This is a genomic window from Novosphingobium sp., assembly GCF_030696665.1.
Lineage (GTDB): Bacteria > Pseudomonadota > Alphaproteobacteria > Sphingomonadales > Sphingomonadaceae > Novosphingobium.
In genome coordinates this window covers 56,903-83,300 of the sequence record NZ_JAUYRV010000032.1, presented here as the reverse complement: position 1 = coordinate 83,300, position 26,398 = coordinate 56,903, and the positions used below count along the sequence as shown (strand labels likewise).

The 26,398-nt window shown below is 61.0% G+C and carries 26 protein-coding genes and 1 pseudogene; 19 read left to right on the top strand and 8 right to left on the bottom strand.

Translation table 11 applies throughout. The features are described from left to right. Together Q8R81_RS08705 and Q8R81_RS08700 are read left to right on the top strand one after the other, a co-directional pair. Positions 1 to 1,233: pseudogene (locus Q8R81_RS08705) on the top strand (DNA-directed RNA polymerase subunit beta'); the annotation flags it as partial. 194 nt (positions 1,234 to 1,427) lie between these two features. Then, a complete protein-coding gene (locus tag Q8R81_RS08700; RefSeq protein ID WP_305617032.1) occupies positions 1,428 to 3,230 on the top strand; it encodes a methyl-accepting chemotaxis protein in 1,803 nt (600 codons plus the stop codon). Positions 3,231 to 3,291: 61 nt separating this feature from the next. Here the strand turns inward: Q8R81_RS08700 and glpX are convergent, their stop codons facing one another. Then, positions 3,292 to 4,299, bottom strand: coding sequence for a class II fructose-bisphosphatase (gene glpX / locus Q8R81_RS08695; protein ID WP_305617031.1), 1,008 nt, complete (start codon positions 4,297 to 4,299; stop codon positions 3,292 to 3,294). 322 nt (positions 4,300 to 4,621) lie between these two features. Between glpX and Q8R81_RS08690 the strand changes: the two genes are divergently transcribed. Next, positions 4,622 to 4,978: a hypothetical protein gene (locus tag Q8R81_RS08690; protein ID WP_305617030.1), complete on the top strand. Its 357-nt coding sequence runs from the start codon at positions 4,622 to 4,624 to the stop codon at positions 4,976 to 4,978. A gap of 20 nt (positions 4,979 to 4,998) precedes the next feature. On the opposite strand, the gene Q8R81_RS08685 is transcribed toward Q8R81_RS08690, so the two are convergent. After that, on the bottom strand, positions 4,999 to 6,306 hold the full coding sequence (locus Q8R81_RS08685; protein WP_305617029.1) for a homoserine dehydrogenase: 1,308 nt from the start codon (positions 6,304 to 6,306) through the stop codon (positions 4,999 to 5,001). Positions 6,307 to 6,400: 94 nt separating this feature from the next. Then, the gene (locus Q8R81_RS08680; RefSeq protein ID WP_305617028.1) at positions 6,401 to 7,294 is read right to left on the bottom strand and encodes a hypothetical protein; all 894 of its coding nucleotides are present in this window, start codon (positions 7,292 to 7,294) and stop codon (positions 6,401 to 6,403) included. A 347-nt stretch (positions 7,295 to 7,641) separates the two neighbouring features. Between Q8R81_RS08680 and Q8R81_RS08675 the strand changes: the two genes are divergently transcribed. From Q8R81_RS08675 to Q8R81_RS08660, 4 genes are all read left to right on the top strand, one after another. After that, positions 7,642 to 8,304, top strand: coding sequence for an energy transducer TonB (locus Q8R81_RS08675; protein ID WP_305617027.1), 663 nt, complete (start codon positions 7,642 to 7,644; stop codon positions 8,302 to 8,304). Positions 8,305 to 8,393: 89 nt separating this feature from the next. After that, a complete protein-coding gene (locus Q8R81_RS08670) occupies positions 8,394 to 9,143 on the top strand; it encodes a MotA/TolQ/ExbB proton channel family protein (RefSeq protein WP_305617026.1) in 750 nt (249 codons plus the stop codon). Between the two features lie 124 nt (positions 9,144 to 9,267). Next, on the top strand, positions 9,268 to 9,798 hold the full coding sequence (locus tag Q8R81_RS08665; RefSeq protein ID WP_305617025.1) for a biopolymer transporter ExbD: 531 nt from the start codon (positions 9,268 to 9,270) through the stop codon (positions 9,796 to 9,798). Positions 9,799 to 9,842: 44 nt separating this feature from the next. Continuing rightward, positions 9,843 to 10,283 carry a biopolymer transporter ExbD gene (locus tag Q8R81_RS08660; protein ID WP_305617024.1) on the top strand — a complete coding sequence of 147 codons (441 nt, stop codon included), beginning with the start codon at positions 9,843 to 9,845 and terminating at the stop codon, positions 10,281 to 10,283. 72 nt (positions 10,284 to 10,355) lie between these two features. Here Q8R81_RS08660 and Q8R81_RS08655 read toward each other — a convergent pair whose 3' ends face one another. From Q8R81_RS08655 to Q8R81_RS08635, 5 genes are read right to left on the bottom strand one after another with little or no spacing between them, the layout of a single operon-like run. Beyond that, positions 10,356 to 10,874 carry an ATP-binding protein gene (locus tag Q8R81_RS08655; RefSeq protein ID WP_305617023.1) on the bottom strand — a complete coding sequence of 173 codons (519 nt, stop codon included), beginning with the start codon at positions 10,872 to 10,874 and terminating at the stop codon, positions 10,356 to 10,358. Continuing rightward, complete coding sequence (gene pnuC, locus Q8R81_RS08650; protein ID WP_305617022.1) at positions 10,868 to 11,431, bottom strand: nicotinamide riboside transporter PnuC; 564 nt, start codon at positions 11,429 to 11,431, stop codon at positions 10,868 to 10,870. The genes Q8R81_RS08655 and pnuC overlap by 7 nt, the downstream gene beginning before the upstream one ends. Further along, positions 11,428 to 12,465, bottom strand: coding sequence for a glycerophosphodiester phosphodiesterase family protein (locus Q8R81_RS08645; protein WP_305617021.1), 1,038 nt, complete (start codon positions 12,463 to 12,465; stop codon positions 11,428 to 11,430). The genes pnuC and Q8R81_RS08645 overlap by 4 nt, the downstream gene beginning before the upstream one ends. Further along, positions 12,462 to 12,809: an arsenate reductase gene (locus Q8R81_RS08640; RefSeq protein ID WP_305617020.1), complete on the bottom strand. Its 348-nt coding sequence runs from the start codon at positions 12,807 to 12,809 to the stop codon at positions 12,462 to 12,464. Before Q8R81_RS08640 ends, Q8R81_RS08645 begins: the two co-directional genes overlap by 4 nt. Beyond that, a complete protein-coding gene (locus Q8R81_RS08635; protein ID WP_305617038.1) occupies positions 12,806 to 13,117 on the bottom strand; it encodes an antibiotic biosynthesis monooxygenase in 312 nt (103 codons plus the stop codon). Before Q8R81_RS08635 ends, Q8R81_RS08640 begins: the two co-directional genes overlap by 4 nt. Before the next feature lie 73 nt (positions 13,118 to 13,190). Here Q8R81_RS08635 and aroC point away from each other — a divergent pair, with 73 nt between their 5' ends. From aroC to Q8R81_RS08575, 12 genes are all read left to right on the top strand, one after another. Continuing rightward, positions 13,191 to 14,258 (top strand): chorismate synthase, encoded by a 1,068-nt coding sequence (gene aroC / locus Q8R81_RS08630; RefSeq protein WP_305617019.1) that lies wholly within the window; start codon positions 13,191 to 13,193, stop codon positions 14,256 to 14,258. 245 nt (positions 14,259 to 14,503) lie between these two features. Beyond that, complete coding sequence (locus Q8R81_RS08625; RefSeq protein ID WP_305617018.1) at positions 14,504 to 15,097, top strand: hypothetical protein; 594 nt, start codon at positions 14,504 to 14,506, stop codon at positions 15,095 to 15,097. Positions 15,098 to 15,596: 499 nt separating this feature from the next. Beyond that, positions 15,597 to 16,820 carry a retron St85 family RNA-directed DNA polymerase gene (locus Q8R81_RS08620; RefSeq protein ID WP_305617017.1) on the top strand — a complete coding sequence of 408 codons (1,224 nt, stop codon included), beginning with the start codon at positions 15,597 to 15,599 and terminating at the stop codon, positions 16,818 to 16,820. A gap of 271 nt (positions 16,821 to 17,091) precedes the next feature. Continuing rightward, on the top strand, positions 17,092 to 18,411 hold the full coding sequence (locus Q8R81_RS08615; protein ID WP_305617016.1) for a dicarboxylate/amino acid:cation symporter: 1,320 nt from the start codon (positions 17,092 to 17,094) through the stop codon (positions 18,409 to 18,411). Positions 18,412 to 18,528: 117 nt separating this feature from the next. Continuing rightward, positions 18,529 to 19,209 (top strand): sterol desaturase family protein, encoded by a 681-nt coding sequence (locus Q8R81_RS08610; RefSeq protein WP_305617015.1) that lies wholly within the window; start codon positions 18,529 to 18,531, stop codon positions 19,207 to 19,209. Beyond that, a complete protein-coding gene (locus Q8R81_RS08605) occupies positions 19,206 to 19,631 on the top strand; it encodes a DUF2141 domain-containing protein (protein WP_305617014.1) in 426 nt (141 codons plus the stop codon). Before Q8R81_RS08610 ends, Q8R81_RS08605 begins: the two co-directional genes overlap by 4 nt. Then, on the top strand, positions 19,631 to 20,890 hold the full coding sequence (locus Q8R81_RS08600; RefSeq protein ID WP_305617013.1) for an MFS transporter: 1,260 nt from the start codon (positions 19,631 to 19,633) through the stop codon (positions 20,888 to 20,890). The genes Q8R81_RS08605 and Q8R81_RS08600 overlap by 1 nt, the downstream gene beginning before the upstream one ends. Next, a complete protein-coding gene (locus tag Q8R81_RS08595; protein WP_305617012.1) occupies positions 20,887 to 21,759 on the top strand; it encodes a CoA ester lyase in 873 nt (290 codons plus the stop codon). Before Q8R81_RS08600 ends, Q8R81_RS08595 begins: the two co-directional genes overlap by 4 nt. Before the next feature lie 90 nt (positions 21,760 to 21,849). Then, complete coding sequence (locus tag Q8R81_RS08590) at positions 21,850 to 23,202, top strand: hypothetical protein (protein ID WP_305617037.1); 1,353 nt, start codon at positions 21,850 to 21,852, stop codon at positions 23,200 to 23,202. A gap of 41 nt (positions 23,203 to 23,243) precedes the next feature. Next, positions 23,244 to 24,200 carry an alpha/beta hydrolase gene (locus tag Q8R81_RS08585; RefSeq protein ID WP_305617011.1) on the top strand — a complete coding sequence of 319 codons (957 nt, stop codon included), beginning with the start codon at positions 23,244 to 23,246 and terminating at the stop codon, positions 24,198 to 24,200. Between the two features lie 10 nt (positions 24,201 to 24,210). Next, positions 24,211 to 25,575 carry a M48 family metalloprotease gene (locus tag Q8R81_RS08580; protein ID WP_371135341.1) on the top strand — a complete coding sequence of 455 codons (1,365 nt, stop codon included), beginning with the start codon at positions 24,211 to 24,213 and terminating at the stop codon, positions 25,573 to 25,575. A gap of 9 nt (positions 25,576 to 25,584) precedes the next feature. Further along, complete coding sequence (locus Q8R81_RS08575) at positions 25,585 to 26,382, top strand: DsbA family protein (RefSeq protein WP_305617010.1); 798 nt, start codon at positions 25,585 to 25,587, stop codon at positions 26,380 to 26,382. The last annotated feature ends 16 nt before the right edge of the window (positions 26,383 to 26,398 follow it).

Genomic DNA, 26,398 nt, shown 5'->3' with positions numbered 1-26,398 from the left:
GGGCGGGTGGAGTATCTCGACCTGCTGGAAGGCGTCACGCTGGTGGAGCGGATGGACGAGGTGACCGGGCTGACCTCGAAGGTGGTCGTCGACTACAAGCAGAACGCGCGCGGGGTCGATCTGCGGCCCCGCCTGCAGCTGAAGGACGAGCGCGGCGAGGTGGTGAAGCTGCCGAACGGGGCGGATGCGCGCTACTTCCTGGCGCCCGATTCGATCCTGTCGGTGGAGAACGGCGCGGTGGTGGCCGCCGGCGACGTGCTGGCGCGCATCCCGCGCGAGGGCAGCAAGACGCGCGACATCACCGGCGGTCTGCCGCGCGTGGCCGAACTGTTCGAGGCGCGGCGTCCGAAGGACCACGCGATCATCGCCGAGATCGATGGGCGGGTGGAGTTCGGCAAGGACTACAAGGCCAAGCGCCGCATCATCGTGAAGAACGACGAGACCGGCGAGGAGAGCGAATACCTGATCCCCAAGGGCAAGCACGTCTCGGTGCAGGAAGGTGACTTCGTGCGCGTCGGCGATCCGCTGGTCGACGGGCCGCGGGTGCCGCACGACATCCTGAAGGTCCTGGGGGTGGAGGCGCTGTCCGACTACCTGGTCAACGAGATCCAGGACGTCTACCGGCTCCAGGGCGTGAAGATCAACGACAAGCACATCGAGGTGATCGTTCGCCAGATGCTGCAGAAGGTTGAAATCACCAACGGTGGCGACACCACCTTGCTGGCAGGCGAACAGGTCGATCTTGAGGAAATGCTCGAAGTGAACGGCAAGCTTGAGGATGGCTTTGCGCCCGCCGAAGGCAAGCCGGTGCTGCTGGGCATCACCAAGGCATCGCTGCAGACGCGTTCGTTCATCTCGGCTGCGTCGTTCCAGGAAACCACCCGCGTGCTCACGCAGGCGGCCGTGGAAGGCAAGAAGGACTCGCTGATCGGTCTCAAGGAGAACGTGATCGTCGGCCGTCTCATCCCCGCCGGTACCGGTGCGGGCATGAACCGCCTGCGCGTTGCGGCCTCAAGCCGCGATGCTGCGCTGCGCGCGTCCTACCGCAAGCTTCAGGAATCGCTGATTGCTCCGGCATCGGCAGCCGAAGAGCATGCAGCTGAACTGGCGCAGGGTCCGGAAGCGGCCATCGGTGATGATCCGCTGGCAGCGGTCGAGGGTGAAACCCACGGCCTGGATGCCGATGCCGGTGATTACCTGATCGCCGACAAGGCCGAGGGCAGCGAAGACTGATCGTTTTCGCAGGCTTTGACGTAAAGTAATTGAGGCCCCGCTGGAGCAATCCAGCGGGGCCTTGATTTTGCGATCCTTCTGATTTTCAAGAACTTTACGGTATCCTACGCAATCAGCGTCACGCCATCACGCGGGGGAATTAACGGTAGACGGCTAAACAGGCAGCATCCAACCGGCTGCAAGGAAGCCTTGTCATGATCCGCGACCGTACCGCTTTCGGGACAAAAATTGTCGTAGGCTTGATCGTCGCAGCCATTGCGCTTGCTGCTGTTGCGGTCGGGTACATTCGCTTTGGCGGACCGCTGCACCAGCAGAATCTGTTGCAGGACGAACTTCTTGCCGACATCCTTCCACCGCCTGCCTTCGTCGTCGAACCCTATCTGCACACCACGTGGGCAATTGCCGATCTGGCACATGCACAAGAGGCGGCGGTCGCGCTTGCCGAAGAGCGCACGCTGTTCGAGCAGCGCAAAAGCTATTGGGCCAGCGCTCCTGTGCCAGAGGAACTGCGCGAAGAGGTTGCCGCTACCGTGGGATCTGCCGACGCGTTCTGGTCGGCTGTCGACAGTCGCTTTCTCCCTGCGATGAAGGCCGGCGATCTGCCCACCATGCAACGGGTGCACGCAGCAGAACTTACCCCGGCTTATCGCAAGCAGCACGATGCGGTGACGCACCTGGTGGCAGAATCGGGCAAATACCGCGCTGAACTGATGGATTTTGCGCAGGTTCTCGTGATCGGCTTGCTGGTGCTGTTTGCCATCGTGGCCATCGCTATTCTCGCAATGGTTTACGGTGCTGGCAGCATGATCCGGCGCAGCATTGTCAACCCGTTGGTCGATACTGCCACGGCAATGGAGCGCATGGCGCAAGGCGACTATAGTCTGGACGTTGAAGGTGCAGACCGGCAGGATGAAATCGGCATAATGGCCCGCGCGATGGCAGTATTCCGGAACAATGGTATTGCCCGCCAAAAGGCGGAGCGCGATCAGCAGGAGGTGGTTGCCGCACTGTCTGCCGGGCTGGACAGCATGGCCCGCCAGAACCTCGAATACAGGATCGATCAGACCTTCCCTGAAGGCTACGAGGAACTGCGCGACAACTACAACAGTGCCTGTAATGCGTTGGCATCGGCCATGCGCACGGTGCGCGTTGGTGCGTCCAGCGTGCTGGGTTCAATATCCGAACTGCGCGTGGCGACCGATGATCTTGCCATGCGAAACGAACAGCAGGCCTCAAGCCTCGCCGCTACGGCAGGAACGATGAATAGCGTTACCGGCAGTGTGCGTGAAACGGCAACCGGCGCACAAAGTGTGCACAATGCGATTGCCGCCGCGCACGAACAGGCCAACGCTGGCGGCGACGTCGTCCGTCAGGCCGTGGCGGCGATGGCACAGATCGAAGCTTCTGCCCAAGCGATCAGCCAGATCATCACCGTGATCGATGGCATTGCCTTCCAGACCAACCTGCTCGCGCTCAATGCCGGGGTTGAAGCGGCGCGTGCGGGCGAATCGGGCAAGGGCTTTGCGGTTGTCGCCACCGAAGTGCGCGCGCTCGCACAGCGCTCTGCCGAAGCGGCGCAGAACATCAAGACACTGATCGAGAACAGCACGAGCCAGGTGGGCGAGGGCGTCCGCCTTGTCGACGCCACCGGTGAGCGATTGACCGGCATAGTCGACCAGATTGCCGCCGTTGACGGGCTGGTCTCGCGCATCGCCCAGGCTGCCACCCAGCAGGCCGAAAGCCTTGAACAGGTCAATGTCGCGGTCGCCGCGATGGACCGGATGACGCAGGCTAACGCGGCGATGGTTGAGCAGTCGTCTGCCGCCACCCATAGCCTTTCGAGCGAGGCGCAGGCGCTGACCGATCTCGTCTCAAGCTTCCGCACGCGTGATGTGGACACGCGGCCGGGGCGGGCGAGCAATCCTGAGAGTTTGCGCCGCTACTCGGCAGCGCAGGGTGAACGGCAGATGCCAGTGATTGCCCGCTACGGCACGTGACATGAAAAGGCCCGCCCTCCCCAAGGAGGCCGGGCCTTTCGTCATGGTGAGATGTCGTGGTTCAGCGGCCCTTGCGGTGCTCACCCTTGACCCAGCGCACTGTGCCCGATGATGCGCGCATCACCACGCTCTCGGTAGTCATTACGCCGCTCTTGTGGACCTTCACGCCTGCCAGCAGCGAACCATCGGTCACCCCGGTGGCGGCAAAGATGCAGTCGCCCTTGGCAAGTTCCTTCAGGTCGTACTGCTTGTTCAGGTCTTCGATGCCCCATTTGTAGGCGCGCTGCTTCTCGTCCTCGTTGCGGAACAGCAGGCGGCCCTTGAACTGTCCGCCCACGCAGCGCAGCGCGGCAGCGGCCAGCACGCCTTCAGGCGCACCACCAGTGCCCATGTACATGTCGATGCCGGTTTCCTCGTTGGTCACCGCAATCACGCCTGCCACATCGCCATCGGGAATCAGGCTGATGCCGCAGCCCAGCGCACGCAGCTCGTCGATCAGATCTGAATGGCGCGGGCGGTCAAGCACGCAGACGATGATATCGCCGGGGGCCACGCCCTTGGCCGCAGCCACAGCCTTGACGTTTTCGGTCGGTGACTTGTCGAGATCGATGATGCCTTCGGGATAGCCGGGGCCAACGGCCAGCTTGTCCATATACACGTCGGGCGCGTTCAGCAGTCCGCCCTCTTCGGCAACGGCCAGCACGGCCAGCGCGTTCGGACCGGCCTTGGCGGTGATGGTGGTGCCTTCCAGCGGATCGAGCGCAATGTCGATCTTGGGGCCTTTGCCCGGTGCTGCGCCGACCTTTTCACCGATGTAGAGCATGGGCGCTTCGTCGCGCTCGCCTTCGCCGATGACTACGGTGCCATCCATCCACAGTTCGTTGAAGGCTGCGCGCATGGCTTCGACGGCGGCGGCATCGGCGGCTTTTTCGTCGCCACGGCCGATCAGCTTGGACGCACCGATGGCGGCGGCTTCGGTCACGCGGACCATTTCCAGCACAAGGACGCGATCCAGAACCTGAGAGGCTGGAACCGAGGAGGCGGCGGGGTTGGTGGTCTGGTCGGTCACGTAGGCTCCAGCTTGGTCAGGTGGTTGCAGGAATAAGCAGCAAGTCGCGATCGGTTCAGCCAATGTGCAGCATCGGACCGGCACGACCGGGTCGACGGGGCACGCAGACTGTGCAAACGTATGCACGAACATCAGAGTGTCGCGCGATAGGCATTGCGTGGCACAGATGACATTGGTGTGACCCGGCACTAGACGCGAGGGAAGGGTCTTGTCGAGACGAACAGTAGCAGTTCTGGCCAGCATTGCGCTTCTTTTTGGCGCAGGGCCTGCTTTTGCCCAGCAAACAGCCGCGCCCAATCCTGGCGCGGTTCAGGGTCCGGTCGTGCCCGGTACCGGCCAAAGTGATGCCGACGTGGCGCGCGCGCTGCTCTCCACCTCGCAGACCCAGCGCTGCCGCCCGATGCAACGCTCGGATGGAACGATTGTCGTATGTGGCGGCAAGGAGGCGAGCGACCGCGAACGGGTGCCGCTGCGTGATGAAACCGACGGCGCGAAATCGACCGACACCGGCATTCCGCGCGCACCCAATGTCTCCGGCCTGCGCGATTGCAGCCGTGGGTGCATTGGCGTGGGCGGGGTGCCGCCGCCGATGTATTACTTCGATATCAAGGCTCTACCGGCCCCACCGCCGGGATCGGATGCAGACCGCATCGCCAAGGGTGAAATCCCGGCGCGCTGAACCGCCGGGACATCCAATCCTCAGTCGCCCAGAATGTGCATGACCAGCGGCGGGTCTGCCAGCACGGGCGAGCCATCAAGCAGGCGCAGTGCTTCGGCGATGGCGCTTTCCGGCCCATCGTGCGTGACCATCGCCACCATCACTTGCGCGTTGTCCGAATTGCCCTTCTGGATCAGGCTTTCAATCGAAACGCCAGCATCGCGCATGGCGGCGGTGATCTCGGCCAGTACGCCCGGGCGATCCGCTACGTTGAAGCGGATGTAAGCCTTGCCCCTGCGATGCCCCGTCTCGGCAGGCGCAGCGCGCTCCAGTTCGGCCACGGGGATCGAGAACGGCGCGCCAATATCGCCCCGCGCAATGTCGATAAGGTCGGCCACTACGGCGCTTGCCGTTGGCCCATCACCCGCGCCCGCGCCCTGAAACAGTAGGCGGCCCACAAAGTTGCCCTCGGCCACAACCGCATTGGTCGCCCCGTCGACGTGCGCGAGCGGGTGATCGCGATGCACAAGGTGTGGATGCACGCGCTGGAACAGGCGGCACTTGCCCTCGGCGTCGATCTCGGTATCGGCCATGCCGATCAGGCGGATGTAGTATCCCAGCGCATCGGCCTGCGCGATATCGGCGGCCAGCACGCGGCGGATGCCGGTTGCGGCAACGGGCTTGAAGTCCACTGCTGTGCCAAACGCGATGGATGACAGGATCGCCAGCTTGTGCGCCGCATCGATACCGTCGATGTCAAAGCTCGGATCCGCCTCGGCATAGCCCTTGGCCTGCGCTTCGGCCAGCACATCGGCAAAATCGCGGCCGGTGTCTTCCATCGTTGACAGGATATAGTTGCAGGTGCCGTTGAGGATGCCATAGACCCGCGCGATTTCGTTGGCGGCCACGCCTTCTTTCAGGCCCTTGATCACCGGGATGCCGCCCGCCACCGCCGCCTCGAACTTCAGCGCCACCTTGGCCGCTTCGGCTTTGGTCGCCAGTTCCACGCCGTGGTGCGCGATCATCGCCTTGTTGGCGGTGACCAGCGCCTTGCCTGCTTCGAAAGTGGTGCGGGCCAGCGCCAGCGCCGGGCCGTCGGCCCCGCCGACAAGCTCCACCACCACGTCCACGTCGGGCCGCTCGCCCAGGATGACCATGTCGTCTTCCCAGGCATAGCGCGAGACGTCGAACCCGCGATCCTTGTGGCGGTTGCGCGCGCTGACGGTGGTAATGACAATCGGCCGCCCCGCGCGCCGCGCGATAAGATCGGCGTTCGCCTCGATCAGCCGGATTACCCCACCGCCGACCGTGCCAAGCCCGGCCAGCGCGATGCGCAAAGGTTCGCTCATGTCATTCCCGTCCGCTCAAACATGCAGATTATGCGCGGCGGGCCTTAGGGGACGCGGGCCAGTGGGGCAACAGCGCGATTGCGTGCCGCGCCCTTCAGCGCTCGACTGCAGGCCGTGTCCGCGTGCATTCGCCCAGTTGTTCCACGACGAAAGCATAGTCCGCCGCCGCCGCGCGCACTTGGTCCGCGCTGCCTGAAAGGCTGGCTCCTGCGGGCATGGATCGCGGCAGGAAGCAGGCGAGGCGATACCACGTCAACGTATCGCGCTCCGGCGGACGCGCAGCCTGATCGACAATCTCGGAAAGGCTCACACCCCACGCCTTGGCCACGCCGGGGCGACGCACCACGGTTACTGAAACCGGCTCGTTGTTCTCGGTCTGCAGGAATACCTGCGTCTCGCCCTCGCCAACCAGATTGCCCGGAACATACAGCACCTCCCGCACCCCCTTGATCCGGGCTGGCGCTTCGGCTGAGAGCAATTCCGTCAGGATGGCGCGGGTACGTGTCTCCGCCGCTCCCGACCAGGCGATCTGTGCGCCGCCATCGACGAGCCGCAGTTCCCCCGGCCGTCCAGCCACTGTCCGTGCGAAAACCAGCATGACCTGCTTGTTCAGCTTGGGCACCTTGCCCTTGGCATCAAGCGGAACGTCGGCAAGATACCGCACCTTTTCACCCATCGCCGGGCCGCTCAGCACGGTTTGCGTGCGTGCTTCGATCAGCAATCGCGCCATGCCGGGGGCAAGGCCTGGTGCCTGCTCTGGCTTGAGCCGGCTTGTCTTTCTCACCTGCACACGAAGGACCACTTCGGACGCATCAGCCAACGATACCAGATCGGCATACGTAAGCGCCCCCGCCGGGGCAGCGTTGACAGCGTTACCAACCCCGCGAATCAGGGGCTGCTGAGCCGTGGCGGCAGTTGGAACGAATCCGGACCATGCCGTGGCGGCGATCGCGATGGCAATGAGCGGACGGAAGGTAATCTTTGGCATTGTTGCATCTCCGGCGGCGTCCACCGCGGTGGCCACCCTTTGTTTCCCGCCAGTTTCAGCCAGCGCAACCCTGAATCGATAGTTAACCGATAAAGCATTTGCGCGACTTTGGCTTCGCCGTTAAAGATGCACCCGTTCGGGCAATCCAAAAACAAGCAGCCCGACGCTTAACTGCTGTCGGACGTCCTGCGTTCGATGTCGGTGGACCGGGTTGCCGGCAGGGTGGATTGAAATTTGCTGGATTGGCCTGCGGGCAGGACGGTGATCCTGTGCGTCGGCACCACCTTGGTCAGGGCCGTATTCGCGTGCTCCGGGCTCAGGTGGGCGATCAGGAGTATTGGAGCTGAATGGCATACGCTGACCAACAGATGAGCGGTAACAAAGTCACCGCGCTCATCATCGTTGCGATTCTTCATGTCGCCGTTGGCTACGCGCTCGTCACAGGGCTCGCGTACGAGGCGATCAAGAAGGTCAAAGAGGTGACCTCGGCGGTCAACATCGAGGAAGAGAAACCGCCAGAGGAGCCGCCGCCGCCGCCGCCTCCGAAGGAGAACACGCCGCCCCCGCCGATCGTCGCGCCTCCGCCGCCGATCAGCTTTAACGCACCGGCTCCGCAGGTGCAGACGGTCAATCAAGCGCCCCCGATTCCGGCTCCGCCGGCACCGGTTGCCTTGCCTGCGCCGCCTGCTGATCCGCCGCCGCCGCGTTTTACGCCCAAGGCTGCAGTGGCCAAGGGCAACCCCGGCAATTGGGCGACGTCTAACGACTACCCCTCGCGTGCGCTTCGCGAAGAGCGTGAAGGCACAACGGGTTTCCGTGTCACCGTCGGTACCGACGGCAAGGTTACGGACTGTCAGGTTACCCGGTCTTCGGGCAGCCCCGACCTTGACGAAGCCGCGTGTTCCAACATCCGTCGTCGTGCGCGCTTCACGCCCGCAACCGATGGTGAAGGGAACCCGACTACCGGCTCGTACTCGAACTCGATCCGTTGGGTTATCCCTAAGGACTGACCTGACGGCAATCGTCTCACCGAATGGCACGAAAGTCCGTTTGAACGGCTTTCACGCACTTTGATTTGATTTGAAGAGGAAGACTCGCAATGTCCATCTACACTCTGGCCGCTGCTGCCGCTGGCGCTGCGCCGCAGAACAAGTTCGGTTTCGCCGAAGCGCTCGAACAGGGCGGTTTCATCGCCTACGCAACCGTCGTGATCCTTGGTGTCATGTCGTTCGGTTCGTTCTTCATCCTGTTCACGAAGTTCTTTGAACAGAACAAGATCCTCGGCCAGTACAAGAGCATGCGCTCGACCTTCTGGAAGGCTCCGTCGCTTCGTGAAGGCGCTGCCAAGCTCGACAAGAACTCGGCATGGCGCCAGCTCGTCGACGACGGCCTTGCTGCCGAAGATCAGCACGGCAAGATGACCGACTCGCTCGAAGCCCATGATTGGCTGCACGGCTCGCTCGCTCGCTCGGAAGCTGCGATCAACTCGAAGCTTGCTGGCGGTCTGCCCTTCCTGGCAACCGTGGGCGCAACTTCGCCGTTCATCGGTCTGTTCGGTACCGTGGTCGGCATCTACCGCGCACTCATCAACATCGGCCTTGCCGGTTCGGCATCGATCGACAAGGTCGCAGGCCCGGTCGGTGAAGCTCTGATCATGACCGCGCTTGGTCTGCTCGTCGCTGTTCCTGCCGTGCTTGCCTACAACTGGCTGCAGGCTCGCAACAAGAAGATCGCCGAACTGCTCTCGGGCTTCTCGACCGACGTTCTTGCGAACATCACGTCGAAGGGCGCTGTGAAGCCGCTCGTTCAGGCTGCTCCGGCAACACCTGCCGCACCGGTGAAGAAGTAAGCTTGAAACCGGGCCGCCGGTTCGCCGGCGGCCCCTTTCCGGAAACGCGGGACTTCCGCCGGAGCACGCCCATTCGGGGCAGCTCCGGTCCCTCCTGCGGCTCAGAACGGACAGGATGTAACTCATGGCAATGTCTGTAGGCGGCGGGGGCGGAGAAGAACGCCCAATGTCCGACATCAACACCACGCCGCTCGTGGACGTGATGCTGGTGCTGCTTATCATCGTCCTCATCGCAGTGCCGGTCGCGATCCAGACTGTCGAAAAGCTCAAGGTTCCAATCCTTCCCAGCGAAGAATCGCAGGACAAGGTGGAAAACCTGATGCTCACGGTGGTCGCTACCGATGCGGCAGGTCGCAGCCCGAAGGAGCCTGGTTATGAAGGCTCCACGCGCAACGGCCAGTGCCGCGTGTACTTTAACAACACGACCCCGGTTGATAACCAGGAACTGTATCAGAAGGCTTTCGATCGTCTTGACGGCATCGTGAAGCGTGAAGGTGGCGCCGAAAATATCGATCCGGAAAAGATCCCCGAAGTGCATATCCGTGGTGACGTAAACGTGCCTTGGAAGTGCATCGCGGGTGCCATCTATAACGTCCAGTCGGCCGGTTATCCAAAGGTCGGCTTCATCTCGAACCCGGTCGATCCGAACGGCTAAACGCCGCTTCCGACCGGACCAGAGAGCGAACAGGAGCTTTAAACATGGCAATGAGCGCCGGTCAAAGTGACGGCGAGCCGATGATGGAAATGAACACGACGCCGTTGATCGACGTCATGCTCGTTCTCCTCATCATGTTCATCATCACCATCCCCGTGGCCACCCACGCGGTGAACATCGACCTTCCGCAGCCTTCGCCACCCAACCCTAATCAGACGGTGGACCCGATCAAGAACAAGCTGATCTTGAACAACGCGGGTCAGATCCTCTGGAACGGCGTGCCCACCACAGAGGGCCAGTTGGTCTCGCTGCTGCAGGCAACCAAAGCGATGAACCCCGAGCCGGAACTCCAGTTCCAGCCCGAGGAATATGCCAGCTACGAGATCGCGAACCGGATGATGAAGATCATCACGGATTCAAAGGTCACGAAGTTCGGCTTCGTCGGCAACGAAAACTTCGCCACCTTCCAGAAGTCTGGCCAGTAAGTTTTCTGCGCGCCGCAAGGCTCGAAGAATTGAAAAGGGAGCGGGGTAATCCGCTCCCTTTTTGCATTGGCGTCAGGCGGATGTTCTTCGTGCGGCATCAACAGCGGCAAGTATTTGCGCTTCGCGATCTTCCCATGATCCCGATATGGGCAACCAGCGCACTCCGGCACGCTCCAGCATCGCTTCCGCTAGCGCGGCAAACTGCGTCCGTTCGCTCTTCTCGCCAAAGAACCGCGTGCCATCGGCCACCCACGGAACGTCTGGTTCGAACAGCAAATAAAGATCGGCCTTGGGATAGGTGAGCAGTGCGTCAGGCACTTCGCCAAACAGCATCTGCGCCCACGCAGCGGTCATCAGCGGGTCAGTGTCGCAGATCAGCACGTCTGGCTCCGCTTCGGCGGCTTGGGCCGTCGCCGCCATGTGCCCCTCGGCAATCGCCAGCAGGTCAGCCATCGCCAGATCCGTGCCGTGCACTTCGCAATATTCGCGGCCGTACTCAGCCACTACCGGCCAGCCAAACTGCGCATTCAACTGCGCCGCCATGACCGATTTTCCCGTACTCTCAGCGCCGTGAAAGCAAACTGTCAGCATGCCCGCGCTGCCCTTGTCCATTCGCGCAAGCCCATGACGGACATCAGCAGGAACGCTGCGTAAAGTCCGGCCAGCAACGGCAGTCCGCGCGTAGCGTAAAGCCACACCGCCACCACGTCGATCACTACCCACAACACCCAGTTCTCGATCCTGCGCAGCGAAAGCAGGATCTGGGCGGCGATGCTGGCCCCTGCCACGGCGGAATCCGCAAACGGCAGTGCCGCATCGGTAAAACGGTGCAGTATCCAGCCCAGCGAAAGGCTGAGGGTGGCGGTCACACCGATCCACGTAGCCCGTGCGGTTCCACTCATCCAGCCAACCGGAACCCCACTATCCTCAGTGCCTTTCGACCGCAGCCACAGCCACCAGCCCCACAGGTTGGCTGCAAAGAAGAACACTTGCAGCCCCGTCTCGGCGTAGAGCCTTGCGCCATAAAGCACGACGCCGGTGCATGCGACCGATGCCAGCGCGAACGGAAAGTTCCATACCGAACGCCGCACCAGCAGGGCGATGTTGGCCAGCCCGAGCAGGCTTGCCGCAATCTCGACCGGATTCAATGCTGCGCCGTCCGCGCTGCGTGCACCTCACGCGGGTTGTCGCTGAACACGCCGTCCACGCCAGCCGATGCCAGCCGTTTCCATGCGGCCGCGCAATCGCCCTTGCCCGTCGGATCTTCACCACGGCGCAGCGTCAGTGGCAGGAACGCATTCTCGCAGCGGAGCGTCCAGACGTGGACCTTCAACCCTGCTGCGTGTGCCGCTGCGATCAGCGGTGTGGGCTTCCCATCGGTGCCGAGCGCCATCGACGCTTCAACGCCAATCGCATCAACATGGCCCGCCAGAACGCGCAATCCATCAGACCGCGCCATTGCCGCAAAGGTCGTGCCGATCCGATCGGGCGGTCCGCCAGCACTGGCCATCAACTGGACCAGTCGCAGTTTCGTCAAAGGCCGCAAGCGTTCGAGTGGTGCTGCCTCAAAGCTCTGGATAAAGACCGGGTCTTCTGCTGTGCGATACCCTGCATTGTCCAGCATCTGCAGCAACAACGCAGCGGTATCAATGCCTTGGGTAGAAAACCACGATGGATGCTTCAGTTCGGGATAAAGGCCGATGCGCCGCCCGGTCTCAGCCTCTTTGGCCCGCACAAGCGCCAGCACTTCGGCAAAGGTCGGCACCTGCCACAAGCCATCAAAGCGTGTGTTTGCCGGGCGCACTTGCGGCAGCCGTTCCCGCGCGCGCAGAGTGCGCAGTTCGGCCAGCGTGAAATCCTCGGTGAACCATCCCGTTAGAGCTTCGCCGTCGATCGTCACGGTCTTGCGGCGACCTGCGAATTCGGGATGGTCGGCGACATCGGTCGTGCCCGAAATCTCGTTCTCGTGCCGGGCCACCAGCATGCCGTCCTTGGTGGGGACGAGGTCCGGCTCGATGAAATCGGCCCCGGCATCGATGGCGCGTTCATAGGCGGCGAGGGTGTGTTCGGGCCGCTCCCCGCTCGCGCCGCGATGCGCGATGAGGGTCTGGGCCGAAGATTCTGTTGGGTTCTGAAGTGCACCTAGAAGCACCGAGACGACACCTAGCGTCCGCAAGATCATCCCAAAGCGCATTCCCAATCCACTTCCTTGAAGCCTACCAGCACTCCGCCGCTATGCTCCAAAATTGGCCGCTTGATGACAGAAGTATGTTCAGCCAGCACCGTCGGAGCACCCTCGCCCCCCAACGCTTCCTTCTGCGCATCGTCCAGTTTGCGGTAAGTCGTGCCCGCCTTGTTGACCACTTTGTCCAACCCGGCAGCGGCGATCCACTGTGCGATGCGTGCCGGATCTGCGCCCTGCTTCTTGTAGTCGTGGAAGGCGTAGGCAATTCCCTTTGAATCCAGCCAGTTGCGGGCCTTCTTCACTGTGTCGCAATTGGGGATGCCGTAAACCGTGATGCTCATGTCTCGTCCCGCCTGAAGTGATGCACCCGCGTGGGCGTGCCTGCGAAGAGGGTGTAGCTTTCGTAGTATTCGGAGCGGCCTTTGCCTTGCATTTCAGCATGATGCGCCACGCGCCGCCACGCCAGCGCCGCATCTTCGTCCGCCCATTCGGACAGGGCAATGACCTCGCCATCCTCTGCGGTGTAGGATTTGAAGCCGAGGTAGCCCGGCTGCTGCGCGGCAAGCTGCTCCATCACCTCGGCATCGCGCGAATAGGCGGTGGCATCGATATCGGCGCGTTTGCGGTTGCGGAAGACGACGAGGAACATGGGGTTGCGATAGCGCGGCTCGGCCAACGCGGAAAGGTGGACTTTTGCGCCGCATTCCTACAAAGGCAGCGCCATGAGCCTGAACAGCTTCGGTCACCTTTTCCGTTTCACCACCTGGGGCGAAAGCCACGGGCCTGCGCTGGGCGCGGTGGTTGATGGTTGCCCTCCGGGGCTGGCGTTGAGCGAGGCGGATATTCAGCCGTTCCTCGATGCGCGCCGCCCCGGCCAATCGCGCTTTACCACGCAGCGGCAGGAACCGGATCAGGTCCGCATCCTTTCGGGGGTGTTCGAAGGCAGGACGACCGGCACACCGATCAGCCTGATGATCGAGAACGTGGACCAGCGGTCAAAGGACTATGGCGATGTGGCCAAGGCCTATCGCCCCGGCCATGCCGATTATGCCTATGACGCGAAGTACGGTTTCCGCGATTATCGCGGCGGCGGGCGCTCCTCTGCGCGCGAGACGGCGGCGCGTGTGGCGGCGGGCGGCGTGGCGCGGCTGGTCCTGCCCGAAGTTTCGATCCTTGCCTGGGTGAGCGAGATTGGCGGGGACGCGATTGATCTTGCCAACTTCGACGCACAGGAAATCGGCCGCAATCCGTTCTTCTGCCCCGATGCGAAGGCAGCGGCGCGGTGGGAAGCGCTGGTGGATGATGCCCGCAAATCCGGCTCCTCGCTGGGCGCGGTGGTGGAATGCGTGGCCACGGGGGTTCCGGCGGGCTGGGGCGCGCCGCTCTATGCCAAGCTGGATGCGGAACTGGCCCACGCGATGATGGGCATCAACGCGGTGAAGGGCGTGGAAATCGGCGATGGCTTTGCCGCCGCGCGCAACACCGGCGAAGGCAATGCCGATCCGATGCGGCCGGGCGAGGGCGGGCCGGAATTCCTTGCCAACCACGCAGGCGGCATCGCAGGCGGCATTTCCACCGGACAGCCGGTGAGCGTGCGGGTGGCCTTCAAACCCACGTCCTCGATCCTGACGCCCGTGCCCACGATCACGCGCGAAGGCGAGGCCACCGACCTGTTCACCAAGGGCCGCCACGACCCTTGCGTCGGCATTCGCGGCGTGCCGGTGGTGGAAGCGATGATGGCGCTGGTGCTGGCCGACCAGAAGCTGCTGCATCGGGGGCAGTGCGGGTGAGGGGGTGAGGTGGCAAGTCGTTGAGTAAGGTGATTTTGATACCAGAAATTTTAGCAGCGAAGGCCAGTCCAGCTCCATCACCTTAATTGTCACGTTCGTTTACAGCGTTTCAAAAAAGGCTGGGAGCCGAAATATCCTACGGCTCTTGTATGACCGACACATATCGATCATACGTTACGCCGAGTAAATCGGTTTCCTGTTATACTCCTGCGTGGTCCAATCTAGGTAAAATAGCAACTTTTCAAATGGCAGCCAATATTCCTCCCCCGCAAGTTGCTAGAGCGCTTGATGTTGAGCAATATCAAAATGCAGCGCGTGCCGCCGGATTGCAGCGAATGGCATTTCTTGCGGGGCCTTATATTGAGATCGACAATCCTCCCAAAAAAGCCAAAAAAAATTTGGCCTCAACTTTGCGGTTTAAGCTTTATCATCACCTATCGGGTGATGGTTGGTTGGTCACTCTTGGTGAGTACTCGAAATTGATCGATACTACAGGGGGTGTTTTAAAAAAGCATAATAACAGCTTTGTTGCAGAACAAAGTCATGCCATGTCAAAGGAAGTCGATGCAGTTGTAATGTTACCAAGTAGCCCCGGTTCGTTCTTGGAATTGGGTGCTTTCGCAATAAAATATGAAATATGCCAGAAAATGATCATAATAATTCATAATGAATATGAAAATCATATAAATTATCTAAATACAGGACCGCTGAAAATGGCGAAAACTCATGGAGCTTCAATAAACTTTATAGACTATTCCGATACAGAAATGTGCTGGAGTGCTGTGAAGGATTTTTGTTCAGATCGATTTGAGCGTAAAATATTGAATGGAATGCTTTGAATATGAAAGTGATTGATCCTATATTTGCGTATATCAGTATTCTTGCGGTAATTCAGCCAGCGAGAATTCAGGATATTGAGGTGTCAGCTAAGTCCATTCTTCCTAACGCAGTAGCCAACGGACTTCTCGAGCGAAATAAGTTGAGGGATGCTCATGAACATTCCCGGAATGCCGGACTCGTGGTGCCGGTGAGGAGGGGAGTATATTTTCTCACCGCAAAGGGCCGAGCGATCGTGCGGAGGGCGGGTCTTGAGAAAGGAATAGATAATAGCCGATTATTCTTGATGAAACGGCAGCGGAGAGAGTATAGATGAAAGGCGAGTTGGTGTCACATTCAGCTTGTTCGCTGTTTCGGCGAGCCGTTGTCGAGGCTAGGTTTATAGGGGCTCACGGCCTTGGTCCGAGAGGCATCTCGCCGGGCCTTGCCGCCAAAATGCCTCTCGAACCAAGGCCGTGTGCTCAAGGCAGTCTACCCTTGGTGGATTGGAAATAGCTGCAGATGCCAACTCGCACATATTATTTCCCCTCTGACTTTCTGCATGTTGAGGCTATCCTTCAAGCAGAGATTGGCGAGGTGCCGGACGCAACTTTTGCTTTTTTCCGTGACGCGGGCATAGCGCCCATTCTATCAGCAGGAAACTTGCCCCTCTTAATGGGGATCAGCCCAAAAATATTTCATTCAATTTATCAGAAGAAGAGTAAGCACTACAGGTCATTCAAATTAAGAAAGAGAGATGGATCATTTCGTGAGATAGAGACGCCGCGGACTTATCTGAAAGTTATACAGTGGTGGATTTTAGATAATATACTATCAAAAATCTATCCAAGGTCGTGTGTTTTTGGCTTTGTTCGTGGCCGCTCAGCGGTCGATAATGCGATTTATCATTCAGGATCAAGTCATTTGCTTAATATGGATATTCGTAATTTTTTTAATTCTATCAGTCAAAATTCTGTCGAAAGAGCCTTTTCTGGCCTAGGCTACGACGATAAAGTTGGTAAAGCGTTAGCTGAGCTTTGCTGTTACAACGGCCGTGTTCCACAAGGCGCACCTACTAGTCCTGCGATAGCAAACTTGATTTTACAAGACTTTGATCGCCAAGTCGAAGAATTGGCTGAAAGCTCTGGTATAAAGTATTCTAGATACGCTGACGACTTAACGTTTAGCTCAAGTGATTTTATCAAACCTTCGTTTGTTCAGCAAATAAAGAGTGCTGTGGAAAATCATGGGTTTCAAGTGAAGGATGAAAAAACGAGGTTTTCCGGAAGTGGTAATCGCATGGAAATCACTGGTGTGATTATAAATGAAGTTCTACAGCCCACCCGCACTTGGCGGAAATCAGCGCGGGCAAAAATTCACAAGATCAGATCTTCAAATCAATTGAAAAGAAAAGATTTTTATTTCTTGACTGGTATCAATAGTATGCCAGCCCAGTTTCCTCAAAGTCAGCAGATTTTGAATCTGGCTAAGGAGGCGAAAAGCATAATCGATGAACGAGCTATGATGGTCGTTGGGATTGGAGAGCCAAAAATTTTGCCAAATTCTCTAACGCTTAGGCAAGCTGAGGCGCTTGCGGCACTGGCGCCAAATCTGACCAACGAGCAAGTAGCGATAAAAATGGGTGTATCTCTGGATTCATTGAAAAAAAGACTTCAGATCGCCTATAAAAAAGTTGGTGTTGATAATAGGTTGGCTGCTTACCATTGGGCAAAAGAGAACCTCTAGAAAAGCATATGTTTGGCTCAAAATCTGTGTGGTTTTTGAGAATTCTCTTATTACATAAAATTTAATCATGATGTCATCGCGTTGTAGACGATGATCGCTGTATGGCGTCGTCACGCTAGGCTTAAGGCCAAAACGTACATCGACGTTTTGTTGCTCTGCAAAGCCAAAAGGCATCGGCGGACTGGTTGAGGTAAATTGCAAAGGTCGTTAGACTTGCGCGGTGGTGGGGTCAGATAGTCACCAGCGCAACAATCCTGCGGGGAGCATTCTTTTGGCCAAGCGCCTTACGTTATATATCGTGATCGCCATGGTGCTGGGCATTCTGACCGGATACCTGCTCAACACCAGCTATCCGCAGGGCGATGCCAAGCTGGCCGAGATTGCGGACATGCTGAAGCTGCTGCCCGACATCTTCCTGCATCTGATCAAGATGATCATCGCGCCGCTGATCCTGGCCACGCTGGTGACGGGCATTGCGGGCATGGGCGATTCTGCGGCGCTGGGGCGCATTGGCGGGCGGGCGCTGGCGTGGTTCATTACCGCCAGCCTCATTTCGATCAGCCTTGGCCTGCTGCTGGTGAACCTGTTCAAGCCCGGTGTGGGACTGGAGTTCACCTCGGCCGGGCCGGTGGGCGATCTGGCGACGGCGGACTTTACGCTGCGCCATTTCGTGCTGGAGATTTTCCCGACCAGCGCGCTGGACGCGATGGCCAAGAACAACGTGTTGCAGATCCTCGTCTTCTCGCTGTTTGCGGGCGTGGCGCTTTCGGCCATTGGCGAGGTGGGCGCGCCGATCGTGCGCGGGGCCGAGGCGCTGGCGCAGCTGATGCTGCAGATCACCGATTACGTGATGCGTTTTGCGCCGTTTGCGGTGTTCGGGGCGCTGGCATCGGTCATCGCCACGCGCGGGCTGGGCATCGTGGTGACATATGGCGTGTTCGTTTCGGAATTCTATTTCGGGCTTCTGCTGCTGTGGATCATCCTGTTCGGCCTTGGCGCGATTTTCCTGAAGGGCCGCGTGTTCACGCTGGCGCGCTATATCCGTGAGCCGCTGCTGCTGGCGTTTTCGACGGCCAGTTCAGAGAGCGCGCTGCCCAAGCTGTTCGAGCAGCTGGACCGGTTCGGCGTGCCGCGCCGCATTTCGGGCTTTGTGCTGCCGCTGGGCTACAGCTTCAACCTTGACGGGTCGATGATGTACACCAGCTTTGCCACGATCTTCATCGCGCAGGCCTATGGCATCGAGCTTTCGGTGGGGCAGCAGATTGCGATGCTGCTGACGCTGATGGTTACGTCCAAAGGGATTGCGGGCGTGCCGCGCGCGAGCCTTGTGGTGATTGCCGCCACGCTCACGCAGTTCGGCCTGCCGCTGGAGGGCATCGCGCTGCTGCTGGGCGTGGATACCTTCCTCGACATGGGGCGCACGGCGACCAATGTGGTGGGCAATGCGGTGGCGACATCGGTGATTACCAAGTGGGAAGGCATGCTGCAGCCGCCGATGGACCCGGATGCGGAACCGCTGCACGCGCCTGCGCATACGGCGGCGGATGGCCGGGCGGGGCTGAACCTTGATCCGGTGAATTTCGAGAATTGAGGGCGCGCGGCAACGGTCCTGCCCGTGGTTTTACTGCCCCAAGGCAGGGCTGTTCGCGCGCGTGAAAGCTTGGCATAGCGGCCCGCGATGAACAGCGCATTTGCCTCAGCCCTGGCCATGACCGTGATTGTGGCGGTGCGCTATCTGCTTATCAGCGGGCTGTTTGCCTGGGCCACGCACAAAGTGCGGCCGGGGCACTATCGCGGGCTGGAAAAGCAGATCCGGTCTGAAATCACGTGGAGCCTTGCCACGGCGGCGATTTATGGCGTGCCTGCGGGCGTGGTAGCGTGGGGCTGGCAGCAGCGTGGGTGGACGCGGATTTACAGCGACCCTTTGGCCTTCCCGCTGTGGTGGATGCCGGTTTCGCTGCTGCTTTATCTGATCATCCACGACACGTGGTTTTACTGGACGCACCGCTGGATGCACCGTCCGGCGGTGTTCAAGGCGGTGCATGCGATCCACCATGCGAGCCGCCCGCCGACGGCGTGGGCGGCGATGAACTTTCATCCGGTTGAGGCGGCGGTGGTTTCGCTGCTGATCCCGGCGCTGGTCTTTGTGATCCCGATTCACGCAGGGATGCTGGGCCTTGTCCTGCTGATCATGACGGTGATGGGCGTGACCAACCATATGGGTTGGGAGATGTTTCCGCGCTGGATGGTTCAGGCAGGAGCAGGGAACTGGCTGATAACGGCGAGCCATCATAACCGTCACCATGAACTCTACCGCTGCAACTATGGCCTCTATTTCCGTTTCTGGGACCGGGTTTGCGGCACTGACAAGGGACTGTCTGCCCCATGAAGCGCGCACTTTTTCTGGCTCCGCTGTTACTTACCGCCAATGCCCCTGCGCCAACCACGATTACCGTGGACATTGCCGGGCTTCGCAACGCCAAGGGCGTGGTGTGGCTGTGCATGAGCAGCAATCCGAAGCTGTTTCCGGAAGGGTGCGACAAAGACCCGAACCGGCGCTCTGTTTCGATCAAGGCCAGCGAACCCGGCACGCTGGTGATCCGCGATGTGAAGCCGGGCCGCTATGCCATTGTCCTGCTGCATGACGAGAACAGCAACAAGAAGATGGACAAGTCGCTGTTCCTGCCGAAGGAAGGCTTCGGCTTTTCGCGCGATGCCCCGGTCAAGATGTCTGCGCCGAAGTTTGAGGCTGCGGCCTTTGACGTGACCGGCGCGCCGATGCGGATGAAGATGAAGGTCCGTTACCTGTAGTGCCAAGCCAGCAAGTCCAGACTGCCCCGGGAAGCGCGCTGGCACCATTTCAATACCCCGCGTTCCGGGCGATCTGGACAGCGAACCTGTTTTCAAACATCGGGTCGATGATCCAATCGGTCGGCGCGGCGTGGCTGATGACGGAATTGACCACCAGCCATGTTCTGGTGGCGCTGGTGCAGGCATCGGCCACTATCCCGATTCTGCTGCTGGGCATGTTTGCAGGCGCGATTGCCGACAATTTTGACCGGCGACGGGTGATGCTGGCGGCGCAGACCGGCATGTTGATCGTGTCGGCGGTCCTGGCGGGCCTTTCGTTCACCGGTAACATCGGTCCGTATTCGCTGCTCGCGTTGACGCTGATGGTGGGCATGGGCACCGCGCTGAATGGCCCGGCGTGGCAGGCCTCGGTGCGGTTGCAGGTGGGGCCGAAGGATCTGCCGCAGGCGATTTCGCTCAACGCCGTTTCGTTCAATCTGGCGCGTAGTGTTGGCCCGGCGCTGGGCGGCATTCTGATTTCGCTGTGGAGCACCAGCGTTGCGTTTGGGCTGAATGCTGTGAGCTACATCGGAATGATCGCGGTGCTGGCGATGTGGCGGCCGGAATCGCTGACGCCGGTGCGCGAGCCGATGCTGGCGGCGATCGGGCGCGGCTTGCGCTTTTGCGCCGGGTCTTCGCCCATCCGCAAAGTGTTGATGCGGGGCATGATGATCGGTTCTGGCGCGGCAGGGTTGCAGGCGCTGATGCCGAGCATCGCGCGCGATATGCTGGGCGGCACCGAACTGGATTATGGCCTGATGCTGGGCGGCTTTGGCATCGGATCGATCCTTACCGCCATTGGCATATCCAAAGTGCGGCGGCGTTTTGGCAGCGAGGCGGTGGTGACGGGAGCGACGCTGATCTTCATTGCGGCGCAAGTGGTGATGGCATCGGCCACCAGCATTCCTATGGCGATTGCGGCATCGTTTCTGGGCGGCATGGGCTGGGCCAGCGCGATGACCAGCCTGAACGTAGCCATGCAGTTGCGCAGTCCCGAAGATATTCTGGGCCGCTGCCTTTCGATCTATCAGGCTGTCACTTTCGGCGGAATGGCGCTGGGCGCTTGGGCGTGGGGAACGGTGGCGGATATTGCCAGCCTTCCCACGGCGTTGCATGCCGCTGCGGTCTGGCTGGTCGCGTCGCTTGCCATGCACTTCCTTGCGCCGATGCCCACGCGTGAGGAAGGCCGCCTTGATGCCGTACCGGAGAGCAAACCTTGACTGATTCCCGCCCGCTTCGCTCCGTCCTTTATATGCCCGCCAGCAATGCCCGTGCGATGGCCAAGGCGCGCACGCTGGATTGCGATGCGGTGGCGCTCGATCTGGAAGACGCCGTTGCGCCAGAGGCGAAGGCCGATGCGCGCATTGCGCTGGTGGCCGAGGCGCAGGCGGGTGGTTTTGGTCACCGCCGGCTGATTGCGCGGATCAATGCACTGGCAACGCCGTGGGGGCATGACGATCTGACCGCACTCGCCGCCGCGCCGGTAGAGGCTGTGCTGGCACCCAAGGTGGATGATGCGGCGGATGTAGAGGCGCTGTCTGCCGCGATGGATGCGGCGGGGTTTGCGCCCGAAGTTGCGCTGTGGGTGATGATCGAAACGCCGCGTGCCGTGCTGGCGCTGGAACGCATTGCTGCCTGCGCCGGCACCACCCGGCTGCGCGGGTTTGTGCTGGGGCTGAACGACTTGGCAAAAGACAGCGGCATTGCCCAGTTGCCGGGCCGGGGGGCGTTCATGCCGGTGCTGACAATGGCGGTGCTGGCGGCGCGGGCGCATGGCCTGCTGATCCTCGATGGGGTGTGCAACGCGATTGAGGATCAGGCGCGACTTGAGGCTGAATGCGTGCAGGCGCGCGATTCGGGATTCGACGGGAAGACGCTGATTCACCCAGCGCAACTTGACCTGTGCAACCGTGTGTTTGCGCCCAGCGCCGAAGATGTTGCCGAAGCGGAGGCGATTGTCGCCGCCTTTGGTGATCCTGCCAACGCCGGCAAAGGCGCATTGAGAATAAACGGAAAAATGGTGGAATTGCTGCATCTGGCGCAGGGTAAACAGCTTCTCGCCAAGGCCGAGGCTATCGCCAAACGTTAACGCGCCGGAAGCCCTGTTGGCGCAACTTAAGCACTTCTTCACAAAGTTGCGCCAGACCGGTCCCGGACACAGGGGGACCAGGTGGGTTTGATGGATACTTTGCGCGATTTCGACCGGGACAACAGCGTCGAGACCGACTTCGAGCTTGCTGGCTACGAGGACGATGTGGCGAGCGATCCGCCGCCGCAGGTCGTCGGCCAGGACGAGCGCCGCATGCAGGTGCGCGCCTACAACTACTGGGCGAGCCTGCTTGGCAATCACTCCTTCCCGCTGGTCACCACGCTGCTGGATGGCGATTATCCCGACTTTGCCGACAATCTGGTGCTGCTGCACTTCGACGATGGCATTGAAGACCCCGCGATCACTTTCGTCGGCGGAAAGCTGGCCGAAGAATGCGGCACTGCAAGTTCAATCGAACGGCTGAGCCACGTTCCGGGCCGCTCGCTGCTCTCGCGCATTACCGACCATTACATGCAGATCATCGCCAATCAGGCCCCGATCGGGTTCGAGGCGGAATTCGTCAACCAGCATGGCCGCACCATCCTCTATCGCGGCATCCTGCTGCCGTTCTCGTCGGATGGCACGGCGATTGATTACATCATGGGTGCGATCAACTGGAAGGAACTTGCCGATCAGGCGACGACCGATGAATTGCTGCTGGAAATCGGGCAGGCTCTGGATACTACGCCGGTCAGGAAGCAGCCACGCCGCCCGCTGATCGAAGCGGGCGATGCATGGGCCGATGGTCCGGTTGCGCTGGAACTCAGCCCGTTCCCCGAACCCTCGTTCGGATTGGATGACGATATTCTGCCGCTGCCGATAAAGGTCAGCGAGCCTGAGCCGGAAGTGCTGGCCGATTGGCTGGCCTCGGCACGCGAACTGGCGCTGGCTGCCAATTCCAGCGAAGACCGCACCCGCGCCACGCTCTATTCCGCCATCGGCCGCGCTTGGGACTTTGCGCTGGCGGCGCAAGACGAACCGGAAGACTTTGCCGAACTGCTCGAAGATGCGGGCCTGACGATGCAGGACCGCGCGCCGATGACTCCGGTGGTCAAGCTTGTGTTCGGCGCTGACTATGACAAGACCCGGTTGACCGAATACGCTGCGGCGCTGACGCATGCGCAGCGGGCGGGAATCGGCAAGGGCGCGCTTGCCGCCTATCTTTCCGATGCGCCGGGCGGCCTGAAAGGCGTGGTCAACACCGAACGCCGCCTGCGCCGAGAGGAAGCAGGCAAGGCCTTGGCCAAGCGTGGTCCCGAAGCTCTGGCCGATTCGTTGCGCGCGCTGACCCCTCACAAGGTTGCCGACATCGCACCGCCTGAAGGCGCGGAATTCGCCCTGGTCATGGTGCGGCGGCTGGATAGCGGCGAGATCGTTGCATTGGGCGAAGTGGCAGGCGATGCTGCGCTGTTTGAAAAAGCCGCCCGTCACCTGATCGGTTAGGTCACTTTCCCGGCGCGCATTGGCCTGCTAGCCCACGCCGCATGGCACGGGCGGTGAAGGGCAAGAAGCGCATGGGTTGGATCGGCTGGACGGTGCTGGGCATCGTCCTGATCGGTGCGTTGAGCGTCTACGCTTTCCGCCGCGCGCTGGAAAACAACGCGGTGGCCGTGCTGGATGGCGCGGACAAACTGCTGAATGGCGGCGATGGCGCGATGCGGCAGGTCGCCGATCTGCGCTATGGCGATGACCCGGCGCAGAAGCTTGAAATGTTTGTTCCGCAAGGTGCGAAGGGCAGCTTGCCAGTGCTGGTGTTTGTTCACGGCGGCAGCTGGGCCGGGGGCGATCCGCACGACTATCGCTTCATCGCGCGCACGTTCTGCGCCAAGGGCTATGCCGTGGTGCTGGCAGGTTATCGGCTCTATCCGCAAGCGCGCTTTCCGGCGATGGTCCAGGATGGCGCGGCGGCGGTGCGCTGGGTGCATGACAATGCCGCAAAGCTGGGCGGCGATCCGTCGCGCGTGGCGCTGATGGGCCATTCCGCCGGGGCCTACAATGTCACCATGCTCACGCTTGATCCGCAGTGGCTCAAGGCTGTGGGCCTTGATGACACGGCGATCCGGGGCACCGTGGCGCTGGCAGGTCCGTTCGATTTCCTGCCGCTGGACAGCGACGCCACGATCAACGCGTTCGGTGATGCCCCTGATCTTGCGGGCACCCAACCCATCAACTTTGCCCGCCAAAATGCTCCGCCGCTGCTGCTGGTCACCGGCGATGCCGATACGCGGGTGCGCCCACGCAATTCGCAGCATCTGTCGCAATTGCTGACGCAAGCGGGGGCGCCCAACCGACCGGTCCTGCTTGAAGGCGTGACGCACGAAAAGATCATCATGATGTTTGCCCAACCATTCTCGCGCGATACCCGTGCGATTGATGCCGTGCTGCCGTTTCTGCAACGGGTGACCGCACCTTCAGTTGCGGTTCAGGCGGCAGGGGGATAGTCCCGCAACCGTGAGCTTCATCTTTTCCCGCGTTCTGGCCGTCATCGCCGCGCTTTCGCTTTGCGTGCAGAGCGCGGCCGCGCAATCCGTGCTGCGCGATGCCGAGACGGAGGCGATGTTCCGCGAGGCTTCGGCCCCGATCTTCAAGGCGGCGGGGTTCAATCCCGATGCCGTCGATCTCGTCCTGCTCAACGATGGCTCGATCAACGCTTTCGTGGCGGGCGGGCAGGCGATCTACATTCATTCGGGCCTGATCGGCGCTGCAGACAGCGTCAACGAACTGCAAGGCGTGATCGCGCACGAACTGGGCCACATCACCGGCGGCCACATCATCCGCTTTGACGAAGGGTTGAAGCCTGCCACCGGCATTACCGTGCTGTCGCTGCTGCTGGGCGGCCTTGCGGCGGCGGCAGGATCGGCGGATGCTGCGATGGGCGTGTTCATGGCGGGGCAGCAGGCCGCGATGGGCAAGTTCCTCGCCTTCAGCCGCGCGCAGGAAAGCTCGGCGGATGCTGCGGGCGCGGATTTTCTTGCCAAGGCGGGTATCTCTGGTCGCGGTTCGATCGAGTTCTTCAAGAAGCTGCAGAATCAGGAATACCGCTACGGCTATAGCGCCAGCAGCAATCCCGACGCAGAATTCTACCGCACCCATCCGATGACGTCCGACCGCCTATCGACGCTGCAGGATTCCTATTCGCGCGATCCGGCATGGAACACGCCGCCGCCCGCAGCGCTTCAGGCCCGGTTTCAGCGCGTAAAGGCCAAGCTTTATGGCTACCTCGCCGATCCGCAGGACACGCTGCGCGCCTATCCCGAATATCTGACCGACGTGCCCGCGCGTTATGCCCGTGCCTATGCCTTTCACAAGGAAGCCTTCGTCGACAAGGCATTGACCGAAACCAAGTCCCTGATCGCCAGCGATCCCGAGAATCCTTATTTCCTTGAGCTTGAAGGCCAGATTCTGCTCGAATCCGGCCGGCCTTCCGATGCGCTCGGCCCCTTGCGCCGGGCGACCGCGTTGACTGGCAACTCTCCGCTGATCGCCACCACGTTCGGCCATGCGCTGATCGCCACCGAGGACAAGGACAACTTTGCCGAGGCCGAGAAAGTGCTGCGCGCATCGGTGGTGCGGGATCGCGAAAATCCGTTCACATGGTATCAGCTCGGCGTGGTTTATGAAGCGAAGGGGGATATTCCCCGCGCGCGTCTTGCCAGCGCAGAGCAGCAACTGATGAACATGCAGCTTGGCAATGCCGTGCGCAGTGCCGAAGCGGCTGAGGCCGCGCTGCCCAAAGGCACGCCAGACTGGTTGCGCGCGCAGGATATCGCCATGTCCGCCCGCGCAATGATGGAACGCCAGCGCAAATCGCGCTAGGCCGCAGCCATGACTGAAAAACCACCCCGCCGCTTCGGCATGTTCGCCGCGACTGCCGCCGTATTTGCCCTCGCAGGCGCGGGCGGAGGGTGGTGGTACGCCAACCAGCGCGCCACTGCGCCCGTAGCCGATGATGCGCAGCTTGAAGCCTCGCTCGCCAGTGCCGGGATCAGCGGCAAGGAACGCGCAGCCATCGAAGGGCTGGTTCGCAACTACATCCTTGAACACCCCGAAATCCTTCCCGAGGCTATGGAAGGGCTGCAGGCGCGCGAAGCCGAAGCCCGGATCGCGCCGATGCGCGGGGCATTGGAAACACCGTTCCCCGGCGCTGTTCTCGGCAATCCCAGCGGCAAGGTCACGCTGGTCGAATTCACCGATTTTGCCTGCGGATACTGCCGCCAGAGCGTGGCAGCGCTTGAAACACTCGTCGCCAAGAACCCCGATTTGCGCGTGGTGGTGCGCGAACTGCCGATCATCGCACCCGAAAGCGCGCCTGCCGCGCGCATGGCGCTCGCCGCCGCTGCACAGGGCAAATACCCCGCCTATCACAAGGCCATGTTCGAAGGCGCGCGCCCGTCTGACGCCAGCATTGCCGCCGCTGCCGGAGCCGCCGGACTGGACATTGCTTCTGCCAACGCTTTTGCCGCCCGCTCTGATGTGGAAGACGAGCTGAAGCGCAACCTTGAAATGGCGCGCCAGCTTGGCATCAATGGCACGCCCGCTTGGATCGTTGGCGGCCGTATCATCAGCGGCGCAGTCCCGCCCGAAGAACTGCAATCCGCGATAGACGCGGCGCGCAAAGGCTGAGCTAGCCTAGCCCCCT